The following is a 21512-nucleotide window of genomic DNA, read 5'->3' on the forward strand; positions in this document are numbered from 1 at the left end:
ATGAAGGCCTGGCCCCTGCTGACCGCCGCCCTGGCCGCTGTAGGCGTGGGCCTGTGGTGGTTCGAAGGCAGCGAAGCCCTGCCCGTGGTGGCGGTGGCACCGGTGGCACCGCGGGCCTTGCAGCCCGTGGCCGCTGCCAGCGCCGCGCCGACGGCAGCGCCGGTCGCCGCCACCGCCGTTGAAACGGCGGCCGTCGCGTCGCTGAGCATCGCGCCGCCGGCCCAGGCCCTGCGCACGCTGACTCGCTGCTACGCCGCCGACAGTTGCCGCCTGACCCGCGGCGAAGGCATGGACGAGCACTTCGAGGTGGTGCGCCTGCTGCTCGAGCAGCTGGACCGCCTGGCCACCCACGGCAGCCCGGCCGAGCAGGCCGCCTGGGCGCGCGAGCTGCTGGCCTTTCCCGATGGCCATGTGCAGGCAGCTGCCCTGGCGCTGGCGGCCAGGCTGCCGCCGTCGGCCGAGACCGCTGCGGCCGCCGTGTCCGCACTCGCCAAGACCTATGACGCCGTGCTGCTCGGCAAGGCCTACCCGGTGCTGCGCCAATGGCAGCAGCTCGGCCTCACCAGCGGCTATGACGACATGTTTGTCGGCCTCGTGCACACCGGCGGCTGGCAGGCCGCGCAATCGGTAGCCGAGAACGTGGGCCCCTTCCTGAATGCCGGCAATGTCGGCCGCTTCGAGCAGGTGGCGCGCGAGCTACAACCCGGCGCCCGCCAGCAGGCCCTGCTGCGCACCCTGCGCGACCACGAACTGCAGCGCCGCGGCGGCTGACCGCGGTGCTTCTAGGGGCGGCGCAAGCCGTCCAGTTGTTCGACGGAAGCCTGAAGCAAGTCCCCGACCAGGGCCAGCAGCCGGTCGCGCTCCGGCGCCCTGCGCGCCGGCTGGGCATCGGCAGGGTCCGCTTCGCTGTCCAGCAGCTGGTGAAACGGCAGATCCAGCGGCAAGCCTTCCATCACACCGCGAGGCCCCTGCGGCAGGCCGTCCTGAGGCGTGGAGGGACGTTCGGTCAGGTCGATCATCGTCCCGACCATGCGCACGGCCCGCCCCTCGCCGCAGCGCGCAATGACGCGGCCGCGGGAGTGCACCAGACGATAGCCGGAGCCATTGCTGCGCAGCCGGAACCTGGCCTCGTAGCCGGGCTGGCTGCCCTGGGCATGGGCCCGCAGCGCCGCCAGCATGCCCTGCAGGTCCTCAGGGTGGACCCGGCAGCGCCAGAAGTGCGTGCTGTCGGCACTGTGAGGCGCCGGAAATCCCAGCCGCTGCTTCCACTGCGGCGAATAGTGAACGGTCTCGAGTTCCGGGCGAAGGTCCCAGACACCAAGCTCACCCGCCGCGATGGCCTGTCGCCAGCGGATCTCGAACGGTTGCTGCTGCATGGGCATGGGGGGATTGTGAGGGCCCGGTGCCTTGCCCTGCCGCAGCTGGGTCCTACTGCACGTCGGCCGGTGCCTGGCGGGCATCGTCCGTCACCGGGATCTGCGCCGGCTTGGCCGGCCACGACCCGCCCTCGCTGAAGGCCTTCCAAGCCCAATTCACCCAGCGCAGCAGCGACGCCGCCAGCCACAGCGCCCAGGCCAGCATCAGCACGCGGTAGAGCCAGACGGGTGCGCTCAGCACCCAGGCATTGGCCGTGTGCTCGGTGAAGCGGTCGGACGTCCAGATCAGCATATGGCTGCTCGATTGCGGCCCGGCGACCAGCAGGTCCGGATATCCGAGCAGGCCAGTGCGCAGTACGTCCAGCAGGGCGCCCAGGGCCAGCAGCGTCCACAGCACCAGCAGCAACTGCACGAGGATGCGCAGCCAGCGCGCCGCGTTCGGCAGGGCCTGCGTCCAGCGCCGGCGCGCCTCCAGCAGTGCAAACCAGGCGGCCAGCAGCACCAGGGCCCACAGCGACACCGGCGCCACGCCCAGGGCCAGGATGAGCCAGGCCGGCCGGGCCATGACGCCCGGCAGGCCGCGCGGGGCGAACCATGCGATCACGAGCACGACGACGAGCACGCCCCAGATCAGCACGGCCGGCCCCATCAGCGGTCCGCCAACGGCCAGCACGATACGGTCCTGCGGCACGTTGAGCATCAGCTCGTCGTTGACCCCGGCCAGGCCCAGCGCCAGACCCGGGTGGCGCCACAGCGTTCCCATGCCGTCGGGCTCGCGCCAGACCAGGTTCACCTGCTGCTCGCCCGGCGTCAGCGGCAGGCTCAGTGCGCCATCGCGCGGCTGCAAGGGCAGCACATTGCCATTGATTCGAACGCTGAGCAGCTCGGCGCCGGCCGGCAGCTTCAGCACATGGGGCCCGCCGAGGCTGGCGCGCAGCTTCAGGTCCAGCCCGACGTCGCTGCTGCGCTCGCCGGGCGAGATGGAGGTCCGTGCGCTGTCCAGCGTCAGCGTCTGGCCGGGAATGCCGGCGGGCTTGCGCACGCTGAGCTTCAGCGTCTCGCCGGGCCAGGGCCGCCACTCGGGCTGCCACTGGCCACCCTGCTGCAGGGCCGTCGCGGCCAGGCCGCTGGCCTCCACATGCCATTGCGTGGAGGCGTCCACGGTCCAGCGCTCGACCTGGTTCATCTCCTTGCCGGCCAGCAGCGTCAGCGCTTCGCTGGGCTTCAAGGTGCTGGCGACGTCGGCCTCCTCCTCGCCGCCAAGCTGCAGGCTGGCGACGCCGCCGTCGACCGTCACGCGGGCATCGCTGACAGCCTCGCCGGGCAGCAGGGCCCAGCGCACGCGCAGCGGCGCGCGGCTGGGGGCCAGGCGCTGGATATGGGTCTGCACCTGCCAGCGCAGGCCGAGCTGCAACAACCTCTCCACGCGCACCAGCGGCGGCAGCGCGTCGCGCTGGGTGCCGGCGTCCTCGCGGCGGGCGCTGCCGGAGCCGGCCTCGCGGCTCAGCGTGATCGCGCCGGTGCTTTCGCCGCGCGGGTCCAGGCCGGCCAGGGCCCAGCCTTTCAGATCACTCTGCAGCGCGCGCGGCGGCAGCGGCAGGGCGATGTCCAGGCCGCTGGCGCCGCCCACGTCGGCACTCAGCACGACCTGGTGCACGCCGGCCGGCACGGCGACGAAGAGCTGGCCTTCGTCGTCGCGCCGCGTCGCGGCGGTCTGGCCATCCAGCGTGATGCTGCCCGGCTGCCAGCCGGTGCCCTGGCCGGGCAGCGGCACGGCGACCAGGGCCTGGGCATGGATCTCGGCGCGCAATTGCACGGTCGAGCCCGAGGCGCTGACGAAGAGGCGCGCCAGCTCGGCGCAGCGCGGCAGGCAGTCGGGCGGCGCGGCGAGCTTGTCGCGCAGGGTCTTGAGCTGCTCTTCGCTGGGCCAGCCGGCAGCCTGGGCTTCGCTGGGTGGCGGCGCCAGGCCCAGCAACAGCAGGGCCGCCGCGACGGCGCCGGCGGCCCTGCGCGGCGCGCGCAGCTGCGGCGGCTTCAGGCCGGTGACGACGATGAGGGCCAGGGCCAGCAGGACCAGGCCGCCGAGCTTCATCAGCGCCGTCGCCCAGGGCGGCAGCAGCCACAGGTGCAGGGTCTGCTCCGGCGTGACAGGGCCGCTCCAAGCCAGGCGGTAGCTGCGCCAGGACCAAGTCGGCAGGCCGGGGCCGGTCTGCACGCGGGCATTCGGGTCGACGCGCTCCATGGCGCTGCTGCTGCCGGAGAGGGGCTTCTTCGCCGGCGGCGGCGATGCGATCTGGTAGGCGGGCGGCGGCAAGACCTTCTCTTCGACGATGCGCACCTCGGCAGGCGCCGGGGCGGCGCGCTCCGCCATGGCGAGGCTGGCCTGGAAGCGCGGGGTGTCCAGGCTGGGGTAGATCGCCTCCCTGACCTGCTGCACGGCAAAAGGGAGCATCAGCAGGGCCAGCATGGCGGCGACCGCGAGGCGGCCGCGTGCAAAGGCCGATTGCGCCCGGCCCGCAGGCAGCACGCGGGCCAGGGCTGTCAGGCCCAGCAGGCCGAACCACAGCGACGCCGCCGGGCTGCCGGGGGTATGCCAGGTCAGCACCAGCGCCAAACCCAGCAACACGCCGACGCGCCAACCCAGCAGGCGGTAGGCCGCCAGGGCGGCCAGCAGCACGAAGAAGAAGTCCCACAGCGTCCACATCGCGACCCAGGCGCCTTCGGCGCTGCTCGGCCCTTGCGCATGCAGCAACCGCCAGCCAGGGGGCAGCTGCAGCAGGGTCTGCAGCCGGTCCACGCTGAGGCTCCAGCCGCTGGCGGGCAGGGCGCCGTCGGCGGGCCAGCGGCTGTCGGCCTCGATGACCGTGCTGCGGTCGCGCACCTCGAAGCCGGCGGGCCCGTCGCCGGCCAGCCGGGTGATGGGCTGGTCCTGGCTGTTGAGGGCCGCACGCCCGAGCTGGCCCGGAGCGGGCATGGCCAGGCGCGAGCTGGCCGACAGGCTGCCCTCGAACTTGTCGTTGGCGGTCAGGCCGCGGCCATCGAAGTCCAGCCACAGCCGGCGCTCCAGCGTCAGCGTGTCCGGCGCCGGCTTGGCGTTGCCGCGCTGCAGCTCGGTCAGCTTCAGCGTCTCGCCGGGCTTGAGACGAAAGGCCGGCAGGGCACGCCAGGCCTCGGGCATCTCGACCTGGCGCGGGTCCACGCTCGCCGGGCCCTCGGGGCGGATCAGCCGCAGCGCCGGCGCGGCCTTGACGACCCAGACCTCTTCGTCCGGTGCAGCCTCCGGCAGCTTGAGCGCCTGCACGGGCGCCATCAGCCGGGCCTGCAGCTCGACATGCCAGTTGCCTGGGCGGGCCTGCACGATGAGGCGGCCGTCGTCGGCCAGGCGCGCGGGGAGCTGGCTGTCGAGCTGCATGGCGCGCAGCCCGGGCAGCAGGGCCAGCGGCAACTCGACGGCGCGGGCGCGGCCGGCCACGCGCAGGTCGAAGGCGGTGGTCACGGTCAGCGGCAGTTCGTCGTCGACGAGACGCACGGTCTGCACGCTGACGCTGTCCGTGGCCTCGGCCGGGCTGGCCACGGCGCGCAGCCAGATGCGGCCTTCGCCGTCGGGGGCGCGGGCCTGGGTGGCGCCGTCGCTGCTGACGACGATGGTGGCGAGGTTGGCCGGCACGGCCAGGTTCTGCGGCATCTCCGTCCAGGCGATGCGGCCTTCCACGACATGGGCGCCCGGTGCCAGCCAGACGGCCGGATGCTCGCTCGCCTCGACGACGGCCAGAGCCTTGCCACCGGCCTTAACGTCCTGCGGCCAGGCACCCGCTTCGCCGGGCAGCACGACGCGGGCCGGCGCGCCGTAGACCTGCACCTCCAGCTTGAACGTCGCCTCGCGGGCGCCGGCGCCCAGCTGCAGCCGCCCGGGCCAGACACAGACCGGCGTCTCGCCTTCGGCGCTGCCGGCCGGGCATCCCAGCGGCGGCTGGCCTTGGGCTGCCCAGGGCAGCCAGTCGCGCACGGTGGCGGGCAGTTCGGCGGGCGTCAGCGGCGCGGCCTGGGCCGTGAGTGCGGCCATCAGCAGGCCAGCGGCCAGCGAGCGGATCTTCTTCGTCTGCATCGGCGTCTCCCTTGCGGGGCCGATGGTCGCAGACTCAGGCGGGGTTTCGCATCAGGGCTTCACGCGGACGATGCGGCCGTGGGCCTCCAGCACCAGGTAGAGCAGGCCGTCAGGGCCTTCGCGCACATCGCGCATGCGGCCGGCGTCGGGGAAGAGTTTTTCCTGCTCCATCGGCCGGTTGTCGGCGTCGAGCTTGACGCGCTCCAGATAGCCGAACTTCAGCGAGCCGATGAAGAAGTTCCCCTGCCAGGCCGGGCCGTATTTGGCGCTCTTCAGTCGCACCAGGCCCGAGGGCGCGATGGAGGGCACCCATTTGACGATGGGCTGCTCCATGCCGGCCTTGGCGAAGAGGCCGTCGCCGATCTTGCCGCCGCCGTAGTTCTCGCCATAGGTGATGACGGGCCAGCCGTAGTTCAGCTTGGGTTTGATCAGGTTGAGCTCGTCGCCGCCCTGGGGGCCGTGCTCGTGTTCCCAGAGCTGGCCCTTGTCGTCCAGGGTCAGGCCTTGCGAGTTGCGGTGGCCATAGCTCCAGATCTCGGGCAGGGCGCCGGGCGTGTTGACGAAGGGGTTGTCGGCCGGCACGCTGCCGTCCTTGCCGACGCGCACGATCTTGCCGAGGTGGTTGTCCAGGGTCTGGGCGCTCTGCATGCCGGAAAAGCGCTCGCCCAGGCTCAGCATCAGCTTGCCATCGAGCATCTCGACGATGCGGCAGCCGAAGTGGTGCTTGCTCTCGACCTTGGGCTTCTGGCTGAAGATGACCTTGACGTCGCTCAGGCGCTTCAGGTCCTCGCTGAGACGCGCGCGGGCCAGGGCCGTGCTGTTGGTCTTGTTGGCGCCGGGCTCGGAGAAGCAGAAATAGATCGTGCGGTTGCGGGCGAAGTCGCTGTCGATGACGACATCCAGCAGGCCGCCCTGCACGACCGCGTCCACCGCGGGCACGCCCGCGATGGGCGCGCTGGGCTTGCCGCCGGCCTTGGCCGTGCGCATGGTGCCGTCACGCTCGGTGATGAGGAACTGGCCGTCGGGCAGGAAGGCGACCGCCCAGGGCGTCTTGAGGCCTTCGACGACGGTTTCGAGTTCGGGGGCGGCCTGGGCGAGGGTGGCGCCAAGGGCAAGAAGCAGGGGCAGGAGGCGTTGGCTCATCGAAGCGGGACGTGGGCGCGGGGGGATGCGCATCATCGCAGTTGGTGGCCCGGCATGCCGTTTGCCGGTGTCCACCATGCAGCGCTACTTGAACCGCAGCGGCGACTCCGGCGTCGTGGCCTATGAGCTCGGCCCGGCCAGCATCGCCGTGCGTTTTGTCGACGGTTCGGTCTATCTCTACGACGCACGCCAGCCCGGTGCCCAGCAGGTCGACGACATGAAACGACTCGCCCAGGCCGGGCGGGGCTTGAGCGGCTATATCAGCCGCAGCGTGCAGCAGAACTACGCCAGAAAGCTGCGCTAGACACGGCGCATGACGACCAGCAGGCCATCGACGGCTTCGTCGCTTTCCTTGCGGATGGCGCAGCGCGTGGACGATTCGGGCGTGAAGCCGTGGGTCGCGGCCAGGCGCTGCAGATAGGCCAGGGAATGGGCATAGCGGCGCTTGGCGCCGAGGCTGAAATCGCTGCCGTCCTCGCAGGCCTCGACCGAGAAGGCGAACAGGCCGCCGGATCGCAGCGCGGCCGCGGTGGCGGTGAAGACGGCCTCCAGGTCTCCGATGTAGACAAAGACGTCGGCGGCGACGGCGATGTCGAAACGGCGGGCCTGGCCCTGCAGCGCCGCCGCGATGTCGCCCTGCACCAGCTCGTCATAAAGGTCCAGTTCGCGAGCCTTGGCCAGCATCAGGCCGGAAAGGTCAACGCCGGTGAGTCGTCCGGCCAGGGGGCGCAGCAGCGGGCCGCACAGGCCGGTGCCGCAGCCCAGGTCGATGACTTCGCCGCCACGCGGCGGATCGGCATGCTGCAGTTCGGCGCAGAGCAGCTCGGGTGTGCGATAGCCCAGGGTCTTGACGAGGTGGTCGTCGAAGTTGTGGGCATACATGTCGAACAGGGCCTCGACGTAGCCGGCCGGTGCCGCCGACGGTGCGCTGCCGACCCCCAGGGCCGCCAGGGCGTACTGGATCTGGTCGACGTCCTTGCCCAGGGCCAGGGCCTGCTGGAAGGCTTCGATGGCCTGGCCGCGGCGATGCAGGGTCAGCAGGCATTCGGCACGGCCGATCAGGGCCTCGGGATAGCGGGGCTGCAGGGCCAGGGCCGCGTCGAAGCTGGCCAGGGCCTCGACGGGCCGCTCCAGCGCACGCAGGCTGGTGCCACGATTGCGCAGGGCCTTGGCGTCTTCGGGCCGTACGGCGAGGGCGCGCTCGAAGGCCTGCACAGCCTCCTGATGGCGGCCCAGGCTGCCCAGGGTGTTGCCGAGATTGTTCAGGGCCGGCGCGCTGTCGGGGCGCTGGGCCAGGGCGCGCTTGAGCAGCGTGAGGGCCTCGTCGAATCTGTCGGTCTGGCCGCACAGCGCGCCCAGCAGGTGCAGGGCATCGAAGTGGGTCGGTGCGGTGCGCAGCACGCGGCGGTAGTGCTGCTCGGCCTCGGCGAGGCGGCCTTGCTGGTGCAGGGCCAGGCCTTGGTCGAAGTCGCTGGGTTTGGCGGCCATGGCTCAGTCGTCCCACAGGCTGCTGACCAGGCTCAGCCCGACGGCGAACAGGTCCACCGCCAAGCCCGCACCGGTGAGCCGGGCGTCGGCCGGCCAGGCGTCCCGGCGTTCCGTGCGCGAACGTTCGCGCGCCATGGCGACCATGGCATCGGCGACGGCGGTCGTGGGGATGGTCTGCGGGGTCGCCGGTCGGGCGTAGCTTTGCAGGGCCTTCTCCACGGCTGCAGGGTCCAGCAGCGACAGGGCCGAGCGGCAGTGCGAACAGGCGTCCTCCTTGCGCAGGTCCACCGGCGCGCCGCAGTTGCTGCAGTTGATGACGCCGATCTTGCTGGCGATGTCGGCGATCTCGGGCTTGGTGAGCTGGCGCACGAAGCCCTTCTCGATCATGAAGGACGAGAAGCTGCTGAAGCGGCCATGCTGCATGGGGCAACGATGGGTGAGGTAGCGGCCGCTGCGCACGATGTCGAAGCCCTGCACGAGGCCACCGCGGCACTGCGGGCAACGCAGCCGGCTGGCCAGTGGCGCGTGCGGCTCCTCGTTGTGCCGGTGCATCTGCTTGAACATCGTCGCCACCGCCTCGGGCGCCAGCTTGAGGTTCTCCATGCTGTCGAACCACAGGCCCTGGCAGCCGAAGCAGAAGTCGATCTCCACGCGGCTGCCGTACTGGCCGGGCAGCTCGTGCACCTCCATAGGGTTGCTGCAGGAAGGACACGGGCGGGAAACGGGCGCGGGCATGGCGGGAATGGTAGCGAGCCGTTACATGCGGCCGGTGATCAAGGGATTCCGTTTGCGGAAGAGCTGCTGCAATGCGCGCCGTCCCGATCTCTTCACTTCGACATGCCTCGATCGCTTTCCCTCTGCCTTGTCATGGTCCTGTCCGCGGCCGCGCTGCCGGCCGGTGCCGCCCCCGTCCTCGAGGTCAATCCCGGCCTCTGGGCCTCCGACAGCGAGATCTGGATCAACGGCCAGTCCATGAAGCCGGGTCTGACGGCCTTGCGGGCCAAGCTGCGCAGCCGCCTCACCGATGCGCAGAAGGCTGAGATGGACAAGCAGCAGGCGGCGCAGAAGCAGGCCTGCCTGACGCCGCAGCAATCCAGGATCGACTTGGCGGCCTATCTGGAATCGGCCCTCAGCGGCAGCGGTCCCTGGAAATGCGAGGCCAGTGCCACCAAGATGAACACCAGCGAGGCCGTGGGCAGTTACGCCTGCCGCACCAGCGGCGGCGGGGTGACGAAGGGCAAGTTCAACGCCGTCTACGGGCCGACCAGCTATCGCATCGAGCTCAACGGCCGCGGCAATGCGGTGGACGGCCGCACCGGCGACGCGATCAGCACCGACGAGGTGGACCAGCGCATGCTGTCCACCGGCCGCTGGCTGGGGTCGTCCTGCTGACGAGGGTGCGGCTTCAGCCGCGACTGCGGCCTTTGCGCCATGCGATGGCGCCCAGGCCGGCGAGCAGCAGGGCGAAGGCGCTGGGCTCGGGCACCGGCGCGGTGGAGAAGCGGTAGTCGGCGCCGGAGGCCGAGGTCAGCGCGTAGCCGTTGAGCTCGACGCCGTCGACGGTCAGGCTGCTGATGCCGCCCCAGTAGAGGGTGTGGCCGAAGGCAGCGGAGGCACGGGCGTCGGCGTCGATGATGGGCGAGATCGAGGTCTCGCGGTAAGGCCGGGCCGCAGACTCGGCCTGCGTGATCGCCGTCATCGTCATCGAGCCCAGGGCCCAGCCGTCGCTGCCGAAGCTGATGGGTGCCGTCACCGTGAAGGCACCGCCTGCCGGATTGGTGCTGTTCGAGACGCTGTTGGTCGCCTGCAGCACGCCGCCGCTGAGGGCGACGTTCTGGCCGAAGAGGCTGGCGCTGAAGCTGTAGCTGGCCCCGGCGTTGGTCGACGTGTTCGCCGACCCGTTGGCCTTCGCACCGATGCCGCCGGAGAAATAGATCGTGCCCGTCAGCATGCCCGTCTTGCCGGCCGGGCCGGCGATGGCGATCCAGTCGACAAAGCTCGCGCTGGACCAGCCAATGCCGGCGTGGCTGTCGGTGCCGGTGCTGTGGGTGTCGGCGTTGGCCGTGAGGCGCACGGCGCCGGAGCCGGCGGTGGCGACGCTGCCCGCGTTGACGCCGCTCGATACGGACGCGCAACCCGCCGAGACGCTGCCGATGCCGATCTGCAGGCCGCTGTCGCAGGCATTGCCGGCGAAGTCGGTGCTGGTGGCCTGGGCATAGGCCTGAGCGGCCGGCAGGGCGGGCTGGGCCCGGGCGGCGCCAACGGCCACCCACGCGATGGCGAGCAGGATTGTGCGGACGACGGGGGATGCAAGGCCGGGCATGAGCGCCTCCCTGGGTTGGGGTCGCCCAGCAAACCATGGCCGCCCACCGCCAACAATCCCGACGCCCGACTATGCCCTCAAGGCGTAGGAGAGAGGGTGACGAGGGCAGGGGGCGGGATGTCCGGTTTTGCGCAGAACGCGCTTCGGCCGTCCGGCATCCCCAAGTGCCGCTGGCTCGACGCAGCCCTAGCGGGCGGGGCCAATGTCAGTCCACACGCGGAGCTCGGAGAACGTATCGTCGAAAGAGTATTTGGCGACGATATAGCCGTCGCGAGTCTTGGCAATCAGCCGGTACTTGCCGCCCCACACCGGATCGTCCGATTTCAGGGTCGAGCCATCGTCGGACCAGTGGAATGGCTGTGTTCCCCAGGCGTCGGTGACGTCGGTAGGTTGGACCAGAATGCCGCCCGTCGGACGGATGTTCGATTCCGGCGACCAGTCGGTGGGAAGGGGCGCGCCCGCGGCCATGTCCAGCCAGCGGCGATTCCTTTGTTCGCCAGTAACGGTGATGGGCGTTGACCCTGCGCCAGTGACCTCGAGCGCCACTCTGGGGTGGTGGCCGAACTCTAACGAAGTTTCAGTACGGAGTTTGTCGGCGAGAGTCAGCCGTCCAGCCGCTGCTGGAACACCAGCCCCGCGTGCTCGCGCAGCGCGTGGAACTTGATCTTGGGCCAGTTGGCTTCGATGGCGCGCAGCTCGGGCGCGTACTCCACCAGCACCGTCGGGGCGTCGACGGCGTCATAGGCCATGCGGTGGTCGTTGGCGTCGATGAAGCGCTTCAACTCGGCCGGCTCGTCGCAGGTGACCCAGCGCGCCACCTGGAAGCGGCTCGGCATGATGCGAGCCTTGCAGCCGTACTCGTGCTCCAGGCGGTGGGCGACGACTTCGAACTGCAGCTGGCCGACGGCGCCCAGCAGCAGCACGCTGCCGGCGATGGGCCGGAACACCTGGATGGCGCCCTCTTCGCCGAGCTGCTGCAGGCCGGCCTTGAGCTGCTTGGTCTTCAGCGGGTCGGCCACTTCGACGGCGCGGAACATTTCCGGCGCGAAGAAGGGCAGGCCGGTGTACTGCAAGGCCTCGCCTTCGGTGATGGTGTCGCCCAGCTGCAGCACGCCGTGGTTGGGGATACCGATGATGTCGCCGGCAAAGGCCTCGTCCAGCAGCTCGCGCTTCTGGCTCATGAAGGTCACGACGCTGTTCGGACGCAGGCTCTTGCCGGAGCGCACCACCTTCAGGTTCATGCCGCGTTCGAAGCGGCCCGAGGCCACGCGCACGAAGGCGATGCGGTCGCGGTGGGCCGGGTCCATATTGGCCTGGATCTTGAAGACGACGCCGGTGAACTTGGGCTCCTCGGGCTGCACGGTGCGCTGCATGGCCTGGCGCGAATCGGGCGGCGGGGCCAGCTCGACGAGGGCGTCCAGCACTTCCTGCACGCCGAAGTTGTTGACGGCCGAGCCGAAGAACATCGGCGTCTGCTTGCCCGTCAGGAAGTCGTCATGGCTGAACTCGGGCGCGGCTTCGCGCACCAGCTCGATCTCACCCTTGGCGTTGTCGTACTGCATGCCGAAGCGCTCGGCATAGGCCGGGTTGTCCAGGCCTTCCAGCACTTCCTCGGTGCCGGCGGCGCGGTCCTCGCCGGGGGCGAAGACGCGCATGCGCTGCTGGCGCAGGTCCATCACGCCATGGAACTGCTTGCCCATGCCCACGGGCCAGGTGAAAGGCACGACCGTCATGCCCAGCTCGCGTTCGATCTCGTCCATCAGCGCCAGCGGCTCCTGCACCTCGCGGTCCATCTTGTTGACGAAGGTCAAGATCGGCGTGTTGCGGGCGCGGCAGACTTGCAGCAGGCGGCGCGTCTGCGGCTCGACGCCATTGGCCGCGTCGATGACCATCAGGGCCGCGTCCACGGCCGTCAGCACGCGGTAGGTGTCCTCGGAGAAATCCTGGTGTCCAGGTGTGTCCAGCAGGTTGATGACGCAGTCGCGGTACTCCATTTGCATGACGGAGGACGCCACCGAGATGCCGCGCTGCTTTTCGATCTCCATCCAGTCGGAGGTCGCATGGCGGCTGGCCTTGCGCGCCTTCACCGAGCCGGCGATCTGGATCGCGCCGGAGAACAGCAGCAGCTTCTCGGTCAGCGTGGTCTTGCCGGCGTCGGGGTGGCTGATGATGGCGAAGGTGCGGCGGCGGCGGACTTCCGTCTCGATGCGGCTGGCGATGGGTTCGGACATGGAGTTCTTTGGGCGGGCTAACCCGCGATTATCCGTGGCCGCCCCATGGCGCCCCGCAGCGGCAGGAAGAGCCCTTGAGACGCAGCAAAAGGGCAAAAGTCGGCATCCACGGCGACGGCGGGCGCTAAAAGCGCTGGAGCGCGGGTGGTCGCTGGATTATGGTTAATGGGTTTGGCAAGGCGGGGATGGCAATGGACAAGCAGGTCGACATGAAGCGGGTGCAGGAGCTGGTGGCGGACCTGCGCGAGCCCAAGCCGCACATCTTCTACACGGATCTGCTGCTCTGCGCCGGCCTGGGCTGGGCGTGCTTCGCCGTGGCCGTGCTGCCGGGGCAGGGCCTGGTGCGCGCGCTGGCCTTCGTGGCGGCGGTGCTGCTGCTCTACCGCAGCCTGGCCTTCATCCACGAGATCTTCCACCAGCAGGGCATGAAGGCCTTCCGCCTGACCTGGCATGCGCTCTCGGGCGTGCCGCTGCTGATCCCCTTCATGCTCTACCTGCCCATCCACCAGGGTCACCACAACAAGGCGACCTATGGCACCAAGGAAGATGGCGAGTACGACCAGTTCCACGGCCGCGCCGGCCTGGCCAGCGTCAAGCTGTTCGCGCTGAACCTCGCGCTGCCGCTGGCGCTGTGGGTGCGCTTTGCCATCCTGACGCCGCTGGCCCTGGTGCTGCCGCCCATCCGCGAGAAGATGATCCCGGAGTTCGTCCACATGGCCCTGCGCATGCCCTTCCGGGCACCGGCCATCAAGGAGAGCGCCCGCGCCGAGGCGATGAAGATCGAATGGTGGTGCTGCGCCTGGGCCTGGACGCTGGTGGCCATCGGCGCCTTGGCCGGCTGGTCATGGGTGGCGGCGTGGGCCTTGCTCGTCGTCGCCATTGCGACGCTGAACACCATCCGTGCCATGGGCGGCACGCATCTCTATGTGGAGGAGCTGGAGGGGCGCGACGCGCGCGGCCAGCTGCTGGACTCCCTGAACGTGGACTCCAACGACCCGATCTCGCTGCTGCTCTGCCCGGTGGGCCTGCGCTTCCATGCGCTGCACCATGTGGCGCCCTATCTGCCCTACCACGCCATGCCGACGGCCCACCGCCGGCTGATGGAGCAGCTGCCGGCCGGCTCGGAATACCACCAGGTCACGGTGGGCTCCATTGCCGAGGGCATTGGCCGGCTGCGCCAGGCCACCCGCGCGGTCAGGCCGGCGGCAGGAAAGGCTTGATGACGCCGAGGACGCGCTCGACATAGGCGTCCTTCTCGCCGACGGGCGCCGCGTAGTGCAGGGCGCTGCGCGCTGCATCCAGGCCGGCGCGCGTGGCCATGACCCAGGCAGCCAGGTATTGCGAGGCCAGGCAACCGCCGGCCGTGGCGATGGGGCCGCGGGCGTGGAAGGGCTCCTCGACGACGCGCACACCGGCCTCGACGACCCAGGGCTTGGTGGTCGAGTCGGTGCAGGCCGGCATGTCGGCCAGCAGCCCCAGGCGGGCCATCAGCAGCGTGCCCGAGCATTGGCCGCCGATCAGCTGGCGCACCGGGTCGAGTTGCAGGCGGTCCAGCAGCACGCGGTCGTTGGCGATGGCGCGGGTGTGGATGCCGCTGCCGAACAGCACGACATCGGCCTCGTTGGCGAACTCCAGCGGCTGCTGGGCCGTGACGGTGACGCCGTTCATCGACGTCACCTGGGCGCTGGGGCTGGTGATGGCGGCCGACCAGCCCTGGGCGAAAAGCCGGTTGATCAGGCCCAGCGCGATGAAGCTGTCGAGCTCGTTGAAGCCGTCGAAGGTGAGGACGGCGACCTTCATCACTCCTCCAGCAGGCTCCTGAGCATCCAGGCCGTCTGCTCGTGCACCGTCAGCCGCTGGGTCAGCAGGTCGGCGCTGGGCTCGTCACCGGCCTTGTCGACCAGCGGGAACAGGGCGCGCGCCGTGCGGGCGACGGCCTCGTGGCCCTGCATCAGCACTTCCACCATCTTCATGGCCTTGGGCGGCGTGGCGGGCGCGTCGGGCAGGCCGCTGAGCTTGGCGAACTGGGCGTAGCTGCCCGGCGCCGGGAAGCCCAGCGAGCGGATGCGCTCGGCGACGGGGTCGACGGCGTTCCACAGCTCGGTGTACTGGGCCATGAACATGGCATGCAGGCTGTTGAACATCGGGCCCGTGACGTTCCAGTGGAAGTTGTGGGTCGTCAGATAAAGGGTGTAGGTCTCGGCCAGCAGCTTGGACAGGCCGGCGGCGATCGCGGCGCGGTCTTTTTCGTTGATGCCGATGCTGATGGCGGGGGTGGCGGACTTCTTGGCCATTCGGGGCTCCAAAACGGTACGGGGAGAGCCTAACGGATTCGGCGTGAGCTTAGTTTTCGGGCCGAGCGACGGGCCGCTCCCTAGCCGGCCCGCGCTGGCGACGTGCTTGCGGCTCGATGCCGCAAGCATCGCCGTCCCCGCGGGGGACCGGCCAGCCACGCTCGCATTCAGCGATGCGGGGCTGGGCGAGGGGCTCACTGGATGTCGAAACGGTCCAGGTTCATGACCTTGGTCCAGGCGGCGACGAAGTCCTTGGCGAACTTCTGCTTGCCGTCGGCGCTGGCATAGACCTCGGCATAGGCGCGCAGCACGGAGTTGCTGCCGAAGATCAGGTCGGCGCGTGTGCCCGTGTACTTCAGGGCGCCGCTCTTGCGGTCGCGGCCTTCGAAGACCTCAGCGCTGGCGTCGGTCGGCTTCCAGACCGTGCCCATGTCGAGCAGCTTGACGAAGAAGTCATTGCTCAGCGTGCCGGGCTTGTCGGTGAACACGCCATGCGGGCTGCCGTTGGCGTTGGCGCCGAGCACGCGCAGGCCGCCGACCAGCACGGTCAGCTCGGGTGCGGTCAGCGTCAGCAACTGGGCGCGGTCGACCAGCAGGGCCTCGGTGGAAGCGCCGAGATGACCCTTGCTGTAGTTGCGGAAGCCGTCGGCCAGGGGCTCGAGCGGGGCGAAGGACTCGACATCGGTCTGCTCCTGCGTGGCGTCAACGCGGCCCGGCGTGAAGGGCACCTCCAACGCCACGCCGCCAGCCTTCGCGGCCTGCTCGACGCCGACGACGCCGGCCAGCACGATGACATCGGCCAGGGAGGCCTTGCCCGAGGCCTTCTGGATCTCGACCAGCTTGGGCAGGGCCTTCACGGCGCCTTCGTTGACGGCCCAGTTCTTTTGCGGCGCCAGCGCCAGGCGGGCGCCATTGGCACCGCCGCGCTTGTCGCCGCCGCGGAAGGTCGAGGCCGAGGCCCAGGCGACGGAGACGAGGTCAGCGACAGACAGGCCCGAGGCGGCGATCCTGGCCTTCAGGTCGGCGATGTCGCCGGGCGTGGGATGGTGGGTGGCGGCGGGCAGGGGGTCCTGCCAGATCAGGTCCTCCTGGGGCACCTCGGGGCCGAGGTAGCGGGCCTTGGGGCCCATGTCGCGGTGGGTCAGCTTGAACCAGGCACGCGCGAAGGCATTGGCGAAGGCCTGCGGGTCGTCGCGGAAGCGCTGCGAGATCTTGCCGAACTCGGGGTCGAAGCGCAGCGTCAGGTCGGTCGTCAGCATGGTGGGCTTGTGGAACTTGCCCGGGATGTGAGCGTCGGGGATGTCCTCGGGCGCGTTCCTGGCCACCCATTGCTTGGCGCCGGCCGGCGAGGTGGTGGCCTCCCATTCGAACTTGAACAGGTTGTCGAAGAAGTGATTGCTCCACTGCGCCGGGGTCTGGGTCCAGGTGACTTCCAGGCCGCTGGAGATGGTGTCCTTGCCATGGCCACCGCCAAAGCCGCTGGTCCAGCCCAGGCCCTGCGACTCGATGCTGGCGCCTTCGGGCTCGGCGCCCTTGTGGTGCTCGGGCGCGGCGCCATGGGCCTTGCCGAAGGTGTGGCCGCCGGCGATCAGCGCGACGGTCTCCTCGTCGTCCATGGCCATGCGGCCGAAGGTGGCGCGGATGTCCTTGGCCGCGGCCAGGTAGTCGCCGCTGGCGTTCGGCCCTTCCGGGTTCACATAGATCAGGCCCATATGAGTCGCGCCGACGCTGGCGATCAAGCTGCGCTCGCCCTCGAAGCGCTTGTCATCGGCCAGCCACTTGGTTTCGGCGCCCCAGGCCACGTCCATGTCGGGCTCCCACACGTCTTCGCGGCCACCGGCAAAGCCCAGGGTGCGGAAACCCATGGACTCCAGCGCCACATTGCCTGCCAGGATGAAGAGGTCGGCCCAGGAGATGGCCTGGCCGTACTTCTGCTTGATGGGCCACAGCAGGCGGCGGCTCTTGTCGATGTTGACGTTGTCGGGCCAGGAATTCAGCGGCGCAAAGCGCTGCTGGCCGCGCCCGCCGCCGCCGCGGCCGTCGGTGGTGCGGTAGGTGCCGGCGGCATGCCAGGCCATGCGGACCATCTGCGGACCGTAGTGGCCGAAGTCGGCCGGCCACCAGTCCTGGCTGTCGGTCATCAGCTTGACGAGATCGGCCTTCAGCGCCGCGTAGTCGAGCTTGGCAAAGGCCTCGGCGTAGTTGAAGTCCTCACCCAGCGGGTTGGACTTGCTCGAATGCTGGTTCAGCAGGTCGACGCGAAGCTGGTTGGGCCACCAGTCGCGGTTGCTGGTGCCGCTGCCGGCGGCGTGGTGGAAGGGGCACTTGCCTTCGGGCTTAGAGGTCGGGTCGCTCATGTCGGCTCCTGGTGTCTGGGGGAGACGAAAGCTTAATGACGACTATCAATGTCCGGCTTTGAATAGAACTAAGCTAACGATAGCCAAAATCATCAAGTACCGTGGTTGGCCCTGATGTTCGACCGAAATGACCCTTTTGCGTGAGCACCCAGGGTTAGGGGGAGGCAATCAGCTCAGCCGCGTGACGCCCTCGAGCTGGCAGGCATAGATGGCATTGCGCAGGGCCGCGATGGCCTCGTAGCGCGTGAAGCTGCGTCGCCAGGCCAGCACGACACGGCGCGTCGGGATGGGCTCGCTGAAGGGCACGAAGCGCAGATGCGGTGTGGGGTCGCGCGGCACCGACAGCTGGGGCACCACGGTCACGCCCATGCCCGAGGCCACCATGTGCTTGATGGTCTCCAGCGATGAACCCTCGAAGCTGCGGCGTATGCCCTCGGCATCGCTGGAGAAGCGCGCGAACTCGGGGCAGACCTCCAGCACATGGTCGCGAAAGCAATGGCCGGTGCCCAGCAGCAGCATGGTCTCGCGCTTGAGCTCCTCGGCGGAGATGGTGTCGCGCTGGGCCAGCGGATGTACGGCCGGCAGGGCGACGACGAAGGGCTCGTCATAGAGCTGGGCGGTGGCCAGGCCGGCCTCGGGGAAGGGCTCGGCCATGATGGCGCAGTCCAGCTCGCCGGTGCGCAGCATGTCCAGCAGCTTGACCGTGAAGTTCTCCTGCAGCATCAGCGGCATCTGCGGATAGAGCTCGATGGTGTGCTTGACCAGTTCGGGCAGCAGATAGGGGCCGATGGTGTAGATGATGCCCAGGCGCAGCGCGCCGGCCAGCGGGTCCTTGCCGCGCTTGGCGATCTCCTTGATGGCGCCGGCCTGGTCCAGCACCGACTGGGCCTGGCGCACGATCTCCTCGCCCAGCAGCGTCACGCTGACCTCGCTGCCGCCGCGCTCGAAGATCTTCAGGTCGAGCTCCTCCTCCAGCTTCTTGATCGCCACCGACAGCGTCGGCTGCGACACGAAGCAGGCCTCGGCCGCGCGGCCGAAATGACGCTCGCGGGCGACGGCGACGATGTAGCGGAGCTCGGTCAAGGTCATAGGTCCGAACGCTACACTGCGGCCGCCTCGGCAGCCCCATCGGGGTTTCTACGGAGAAGTCCATGACAGATCGCAAGCCCATGACCCTGCCGCGCCTGGCGCAGATGCACGCCAGCGGCGAGAAGATCGCCATGCTGACCTGCTATGACGCGGCCTTCGCCAGCCTGCTGGACGAGGCCGGCGTTGACATCCTGCTGATCGGCGATTCCCTGGGCAATGTGCTGCAGGGCCGCGGCTCGACGGCCCCGGTCAGCCTGGAGGACATGGTCTATCACACCTTCTGCGTGTCGCGCGGCCACAAATGGGCCTGGATCATTGCCGACCTGCCCTTCGACAGCTATCACTCGTCAAAGGAAGAAGCCTGGAAGAGCGCTGCGGCCCTGGTGAAGGCCGGCGCCCATATGGTCAAGCTCGAAGGCGGTGGCTGGACGGCCGAGACCGTGCGCTTCATCAGCGAGCGCGGCATTCCGGTCTGCGTGCACCTGGGCTTCACGCCGCAGACGGTCAACGCCTTGGGTGGCTTCAAGGTGCAGGGCCGCGACGAGGAAAGCGCCGCCCGCATGAAGCGCGAGTCGTGGGAGGCCGTCGAGGCGGGTGCCGCCATGCTGCTCTACGAGATGGTGCCGGCGGCCCTCGCCGCCGAGATCACGGCCGAGTCTCCTGTGCCCGTCATTGGCATCGGCGCCGGCGTCGGCACCTCCGGCCAGGTGCTGGTGCTGCACGACATGCTCAACATCACGCCGGGCCGCAAGCCGCGCTTCGTCAAGAACTTCATGGAAGGCAAGGACTCGGTCCTCGCTGCGGTGAAGGGCTATGTGGACGAAGTGAAGGCCAAGACCTTCCCGGTCAACGAGATCCACGGTTTTGTCTGACATTGCGGGACTGACCGCAGCCACGCAGTGGCAAGCTCCGTCCCCAACTGATTGAGACTTATGCAAGTCGTCCACACCATCGCCGAGTTGCGCGACGCCCTCGCCATCCACCGCCAGCGCGGCTTTGTGCCCACCATGGGCAATCTGCACGAGGGTCACCTCGCCCTCGTGAAGCAGGCGCGCGACCTGGTCGGGCCGGCGGGTGCGGTCGTCGCCAGCATCTTCGTCAACCGCCTGCAGTTCGCGCCGCACGAGGACTTCGACACCTACCCGCGCACGCTGGAGCGCGACTGCCAATTGCTGGAAGGCGCCGGCTGCGACATCGTGTTCGCCCCCAGCGAGAAGGAGCTCTACCCCGAACCCCAGGGCTACAAGGTGAGCCCGCCGACCGAATTGGCCGACATCCTCGAAGGCCATTTCCGCCCCGGCTTCTTCACCGGCGTCTGCACCGTCGTGCACAAGCTCTTCAACATCGTGCAGCCGACGCTGGCCGTGTTCGGCAAGAAGGACTACCAGCAGCTGATGGTGCTGCGCCGCATGACGGCGCAGATGGCCCTGCCGATCGAGATCCACGGCGGCGAGACGCGCCGCAGTGCCGATGGCCTGGCGCTGTCCTCGCGCAATGGCTATCTGAGCGAGGCCGAGAAGGTGGAGGCGCTGCGCCTGTCGCGCACCTTGAAAGCCCTGATCGCCCGCTGGCAGGCCGGCGAGCGCGACGTGGCGGCCATGGAGGCCGACGCCATGCAGGCCCTGCGCGATGCGGGCTGGGTGCCGGACTATCTGACGCTGCGCCGGCAGCATGACCTCGGGGCCGCCGTCGAAGGCCAGCCCCTGGTCGCCCTGGCGGCCGCGCGCCTGGGCAGCACGCGGCTGATCGACAACCTCGAGGTCAGTTGACGGCGGTCAGCTCGACGTCGAAGACGAGGGCTGCGCCCGGCGGGATCGCGCCGTTGCCGGCGCCCGTGTTGCCATAGCCCAGGCTGGCCGGCATGGTGATGGTGCGCTTGCCGCCCACCTTCATGCCGGTGACGCCTTGATCGAAGCCGGCAATGACCTGCAGCGGGTTGGTGCCAAGGGTGAACTGGAAGCTGCCCGCGTCGAACTTGGTGCCGCGCGTGTCAGCCACCCGCACGTCGTAGAGATAGCCCGAATAGGTCACTGTGGCCTTGCTGCCGGCCGCCGCGGTGGCGCCCGTGCCGACCACGGTGTCCGTCGTCTTCAAGGTCGTCACGGCGTTCCAGCCGTTAGGGTCCTGGTTGATGGGCGTGCCCGAATCGCCACCGCCACCACCGCAGGCGGTGAGACCGAGGCTGGCGCTCAGGGCGAGCAGGAGGGCGGAGCGGCGGGTGCTGAACAAGGGCATGAGGTATTGCGAAAAATAAGAAAGAAGCCGCTCGTGGCGGCGGCGCGGACTATAGCCAGCGCAGGTAAAGGCTTGTAAGCAGAGTCAACACGACGCGAAGGCTGGCGTTGAGCCCCCAGTTGCCGGAGAAACCCATGCGCCTGCCCACCCGCTTCCTGAGCCTCGCCCTCGCCCTCGGCGCGGCGGCCGTGCTGTCCGCCTGCGGCGGCGGCGTCGAGATCGAAGTGGGCGGCGGCGGTGGTGGGGGCGGCGGCGGTACGCAATACCCCCGCCCCAATCCCAACCCCAATCCCCCCACCCTGTCCTGCAGCCCGGCCGGCCTGGCCGCCTCGGCCGCGAGCCAATGGGGCACGGTCTGCATGTTGACCAGCAGCGGCGAGATCGTCGTCGAGCTCTACGACACCTATTCGCCGCAGACGGTCGCCAATTTCTACAAATACGTCGCCGCGGGCTTCTACACGAAGACGCTGATCCACCGCGTCGACCGCGACTTCGTCATCCAGGGTGGCGGCTACACCAGCGGCATGGTGACCAAGACGCCGCTGTATGCGCCCATCAAGCTGGAAAGCAACAACGGCCTGTCCAATCTGCGCGGCACGATTGCCATGGCGCGGCGCAGCGACGCCGACTCGGCGACCAGCCAGTTCTTCTTCAACGTCAACGACAACACCAGCCTGGACTACCAGAGCGCCGCCAACCCGGGCTATGCCGTCTTCGGCCGCATCATTTCCGGGCTGAACACGCTGGACGCCATCAACGTCGTGCCGACCTATACCTACAGCCCGACCGACATCGAGCCGCGCACCGAGGTGCTGGTCTACTGGGCACAACGCTTGAAGTAAGGCGCCGCCGGCCCCGCCGGCCTGCCATT

20 protein-coding genes are annotated in these 21512 nt (G+C 69.4%); 7 read left to right on the forward strand and 13 right to left on the reverse strand.

Translation table 11 applies throughout. From position 1 onward, the window contains the following. Positions 1 to 771: a hypothetical protein gene (locus tag J2X20_RS18470; RefSeq protein ID WP_310267519.1), complete on the forward strand. Its 771-nt coding sequence runs from the start codon at positions 1 to 3 to the stop codon at positions 769 to 771. A gap of 11 nt (positions 772 to 782) precedes the next feature. Here the strand turns inward: J2X20_RS18470 and J2X20_RS18475 are convergent, their stop codons facing one another. The 3 genes from J2X20_RS18475 to J2X20_RS18485 are packed head-to-tail and all read right to left on the reverse strand — an operon-like array spanning position 783 to position 6624. Continuing rightward, positions 783 to 1382: a PAS domain-containing protein gene (locus tag J2X20_RS18475; protein WP_310267521.1), complete on the reverse strand. Its 600-nt coding sequence runs from the start codon at positions 1380 to 1382 to the stop codon at positions 783 to 785. Between the two features lie 46 nt (positions 1383 to 1428). Then, positions 1429 to 5481 (reverse strand): hypothetical protein, encoded by a 4053-nt coding sequence (locus J2X20_RS18480; protein WP_310267524.1) that lies wholly within the window; start codon positions 5479 to 5481, stop codon positions 1429 to 1431. A gap of 51 nt (positions 5482 to 5532) precedes the next feature. Continuing rightward, positions 5533 to 6624, reverse strand: coding sequence for a PQQ-dependent sugar dehydrogenase (locus J2X20_RS18485; protein WP_310267526.1), 1092 nt, complete (start codon positions 6622 to 6624; stop codon positions 5533 to 5535). 76 nt (positions 6625 to 6700) lie between these two features. Here J2X20_RS18485 and J2X20_RS18490 point away from each other — a divergent pair, with 76 nt between their 5' ends. Beyond that, a complete protein-coding gene (locus J2X20_RS18490) occupies positions 6701 to 6928 on the forward strand; it encodes a hypothetical protein (RefSeq protein WP_310267528.1) in 228 nt (75 codons plus the stop codon). Here the strand turns inward: J2X20_RS18490 and J2X20_RS18495 are convergent. Together J2X20_RS18495 and J2X20_RS18500 are read right to left on the reverse strand one after the other, a co-directional pair. Beyond that, positions 6925 to 8112 (reverse strand): tetratricopeptide repeat protein, encoded by a 1188-nt coding sequence (locus J2X20_RS18495; protein ID WP_310267530.1) that lies wholly within the window; start codon positions 8110 to 8112, stop codon positions 6925 to 6927. The genes J2X20_RS18490 and J2X20_RS18495 overlap by 4 nt on opposite strands. Before the next feature lie 3 nt (positions 8113 to 8115). After that, entirely contained in the window at positions 8116 to 8847 is a 732-nt protein-coding gene (locus tag J2X20_RS18500) for a zf-TFIIB domain-containing protein (RefSeq protein ID WP_310267532.1), read from the reverse strand. A gap of 132 nt (positions 8848 to 8979) precedes the next feature. On the opposite strand from J2X20_RS18500, the gene J2X20_RS18505 reads away from it, so the two are divergent. Continuing rightward, positions 8980 to 9504, forward strand: coding sequence for a DUF3617 domain-containing protein (locus J2X20_RS18505; RefSeq protein WP_310267534.1), 525 nt, complete (start codon positions 8980 to 8982; stop codon positions 9502 to 9504). A 13-nt stretch (positions 9505 to 9517) separates the two neighbouring features. Here J2X20_RS18505 and J2X20_RS18510 read toward each other — a convergent pair whose 3' ends face one another. The 3 genes from J2X20_RS18510 to J2X20_RS18520 form a co-directional block, all read right to left on the reverse strand. Then, positions 9518 to 10435: a PEP-CTERM sorting domain-containing protein gene (locus tag J2X20_RS18510; RefSeq protein WP_310267536.1), complete on the reverse strand. Its 918-nt coding sequence runs from the start codon at positions 10433 to 10435 to the stop codon at positions 9518 to 9520. A 186-nt stretch (positions 10436 to 10621) separates the two neighbouring features. Then, a complete protein-coding gene (locus tag J2X20_RS18515) occupies positions 10622 to 10981 on the reverse strand; it encodes a hypothetical protein (RefSeq protein ID WP_310267539.1) in 360 nt (119 codons plus the stop codon). Positions 10982 to 11037: 56 nt separating this feature from the next. Then, the gene (locus J2X20_RS18520) at positions 11038 to 12666 is read right to left on the reverse strand and encodes a peptide chain release factor 3 (RefSeq protein ID WP_310267540.1); all 1629 of its coding nucleotides are present in this window, start codon (positions 12664 to 12666) and stop codon (positions 11038 to 11040) included. A 191-nt stretch (positions 12667 to 12857) separates the two neighbouring features. Between J2X20_RS18520 and J2X20_RS18525 the strand changes: the two genes are divergently transcribed. Beyond that, positions 12858 to 13886 (forward strand): fatty acid desaturase family protein, encoded by a 1029-nt coding sequence (locus J2X20_RS18525; protein WP_310267542.1) that lies wholly within the window; start codon positions 12858 to 12860, stop codon positions 13884 to 13886. Here J2X20_RS18525 and J2X20_RS18530 read toward each other — a convergent pair. The 4 genes from J2X20_RS18530 to J2X20_RS18545 form a co-directional block, all read right to left on the reverse strand. Beyond that, the gene (locus tag J2X20_RS18530; protein ID WP_310267544.1) at positions 13861 to 14466 is read right to left on the reverse strand and encodes a type 1 glutamine amidotransferase family protein; all 606 of its coding nucleotides are present in this window, start codon (positions 14464 to 14466) and stop codon (positions 13861 to 13863) included. The two genes, J2X20_RS18525 and J2X20_RS18530, sit on opposite strands and share 26 nt — an antisense overlap. After that, positions 14466 to 14960 carry a Dps family protein gene (locus J2X20_RS18535; RefSeq protein ID WP_310267546.1) on the reverse strand — a complete coding sequence of 165 codons (495 nt, stop codon included), beginning with the start codon at positions 14958 to 14960 and terminating at the stop codon, positions 14466 to 14468. Before J2X20_RS18535 ends, J2X20_RS18530 begins: the two co-directional genes overlap by 1 nt. Before the next feature lie 194 nt (positions 14961 to 15154). Then, entirely contained in the window at positions 15155 to 17317 is a 2163-nt protein-coding gene (katG, locus tag J2X20_RS18540) for a catalase/peroxidase HPI (protein ID WP_310267548.1), read from the reverse strand. Between the two features lie 168 nt (positions 17318 to 17485). Further along, positions 17486 to 18406 carry a hydrogen peroxide-inducible genes activator gene (locus J2X20_RS18545; protein ID WP_310267550.1) on the reverse strand — a complete coding sequence of 307 codons (921 nt, stop codon included), beginning with the start codon at positions 18404 to 18406 and terminating at the stop codon, positions 17486 to 17488. Between the two features lie 62 nt (positions 18407 to 18468). On the opposite strand from J2X20_RS18545, the gene panB reads away from it, so the two are divergent. Beyond that, the gene (gene panB / locus J2X20_RS18550; protein WP_310267553.1) at positions 18469 to 19278 is read left to right on the forward strand and encodes a 3-methyl-2-oxobutanoate hydroxymethyltransferase; all 810 of its coding nucleotides are present in this window, start codon (positions 18469 to 18471) and stop codon (positions 19276 to 19278) included. Positions 19279 to 19338: 60 nt separating this feature from the next. Continuing rightward, positions 19339 to 20175, forward strand: coding sequence for a pantoate--beta-alanine ligase (panC, locus tag J2X20_RS18555; RefSeq protein WP_310267554.1), 837 nt, complete (start codon positions 19339 to 19341; stop codon positions 20173 to 20175). Here the strand turns inward: panC and J2X20_RS18560 are convergent. Continuing rightward, positions 20168 to 20641 (reverse strand): FKBP-type peptidyl-prolyl cis-trans isomerase, encoded by a 474-nt coding sequence (locus J2X20_RS18560; protein WP_310267558.1) that lies wholly within the window; start codon positions 20639 to 20641, stop codon positions 20168 to 20170. The two genes, panC and J2X20_RS18560, sit on opposite strands and share 8 nt — an antisense overlap. A 134-nt stretch (positions 20642 to 20775) precedes the next feature. On the opposite strand from J2X20_RS18560, the gene J2X20_RS18565 reads away from it, so the two are divergent. Beyond that, entirely contained in the window at positions 20776 to 21483 is a 708-nt protein-coding gene (locus J2X20_RS18565) for a peptidylprolyl isomerase (RefSeq protein ID WP_310267561.1), read from the forward strand. Positions 21484 to 21512 lie beyond the last annotated feature (29 nt).

The organism is Roseateles saccharophilus, assembly GCF_031458095.1.
Taxonomy (GTDB): domain Bacteria; phylum Pseudomonadota; class Gammaproteobacteria; order Burkholderiales; family Burkholderiaceae_C; genus Pelomonas; species Pelomonas saccharophila_A.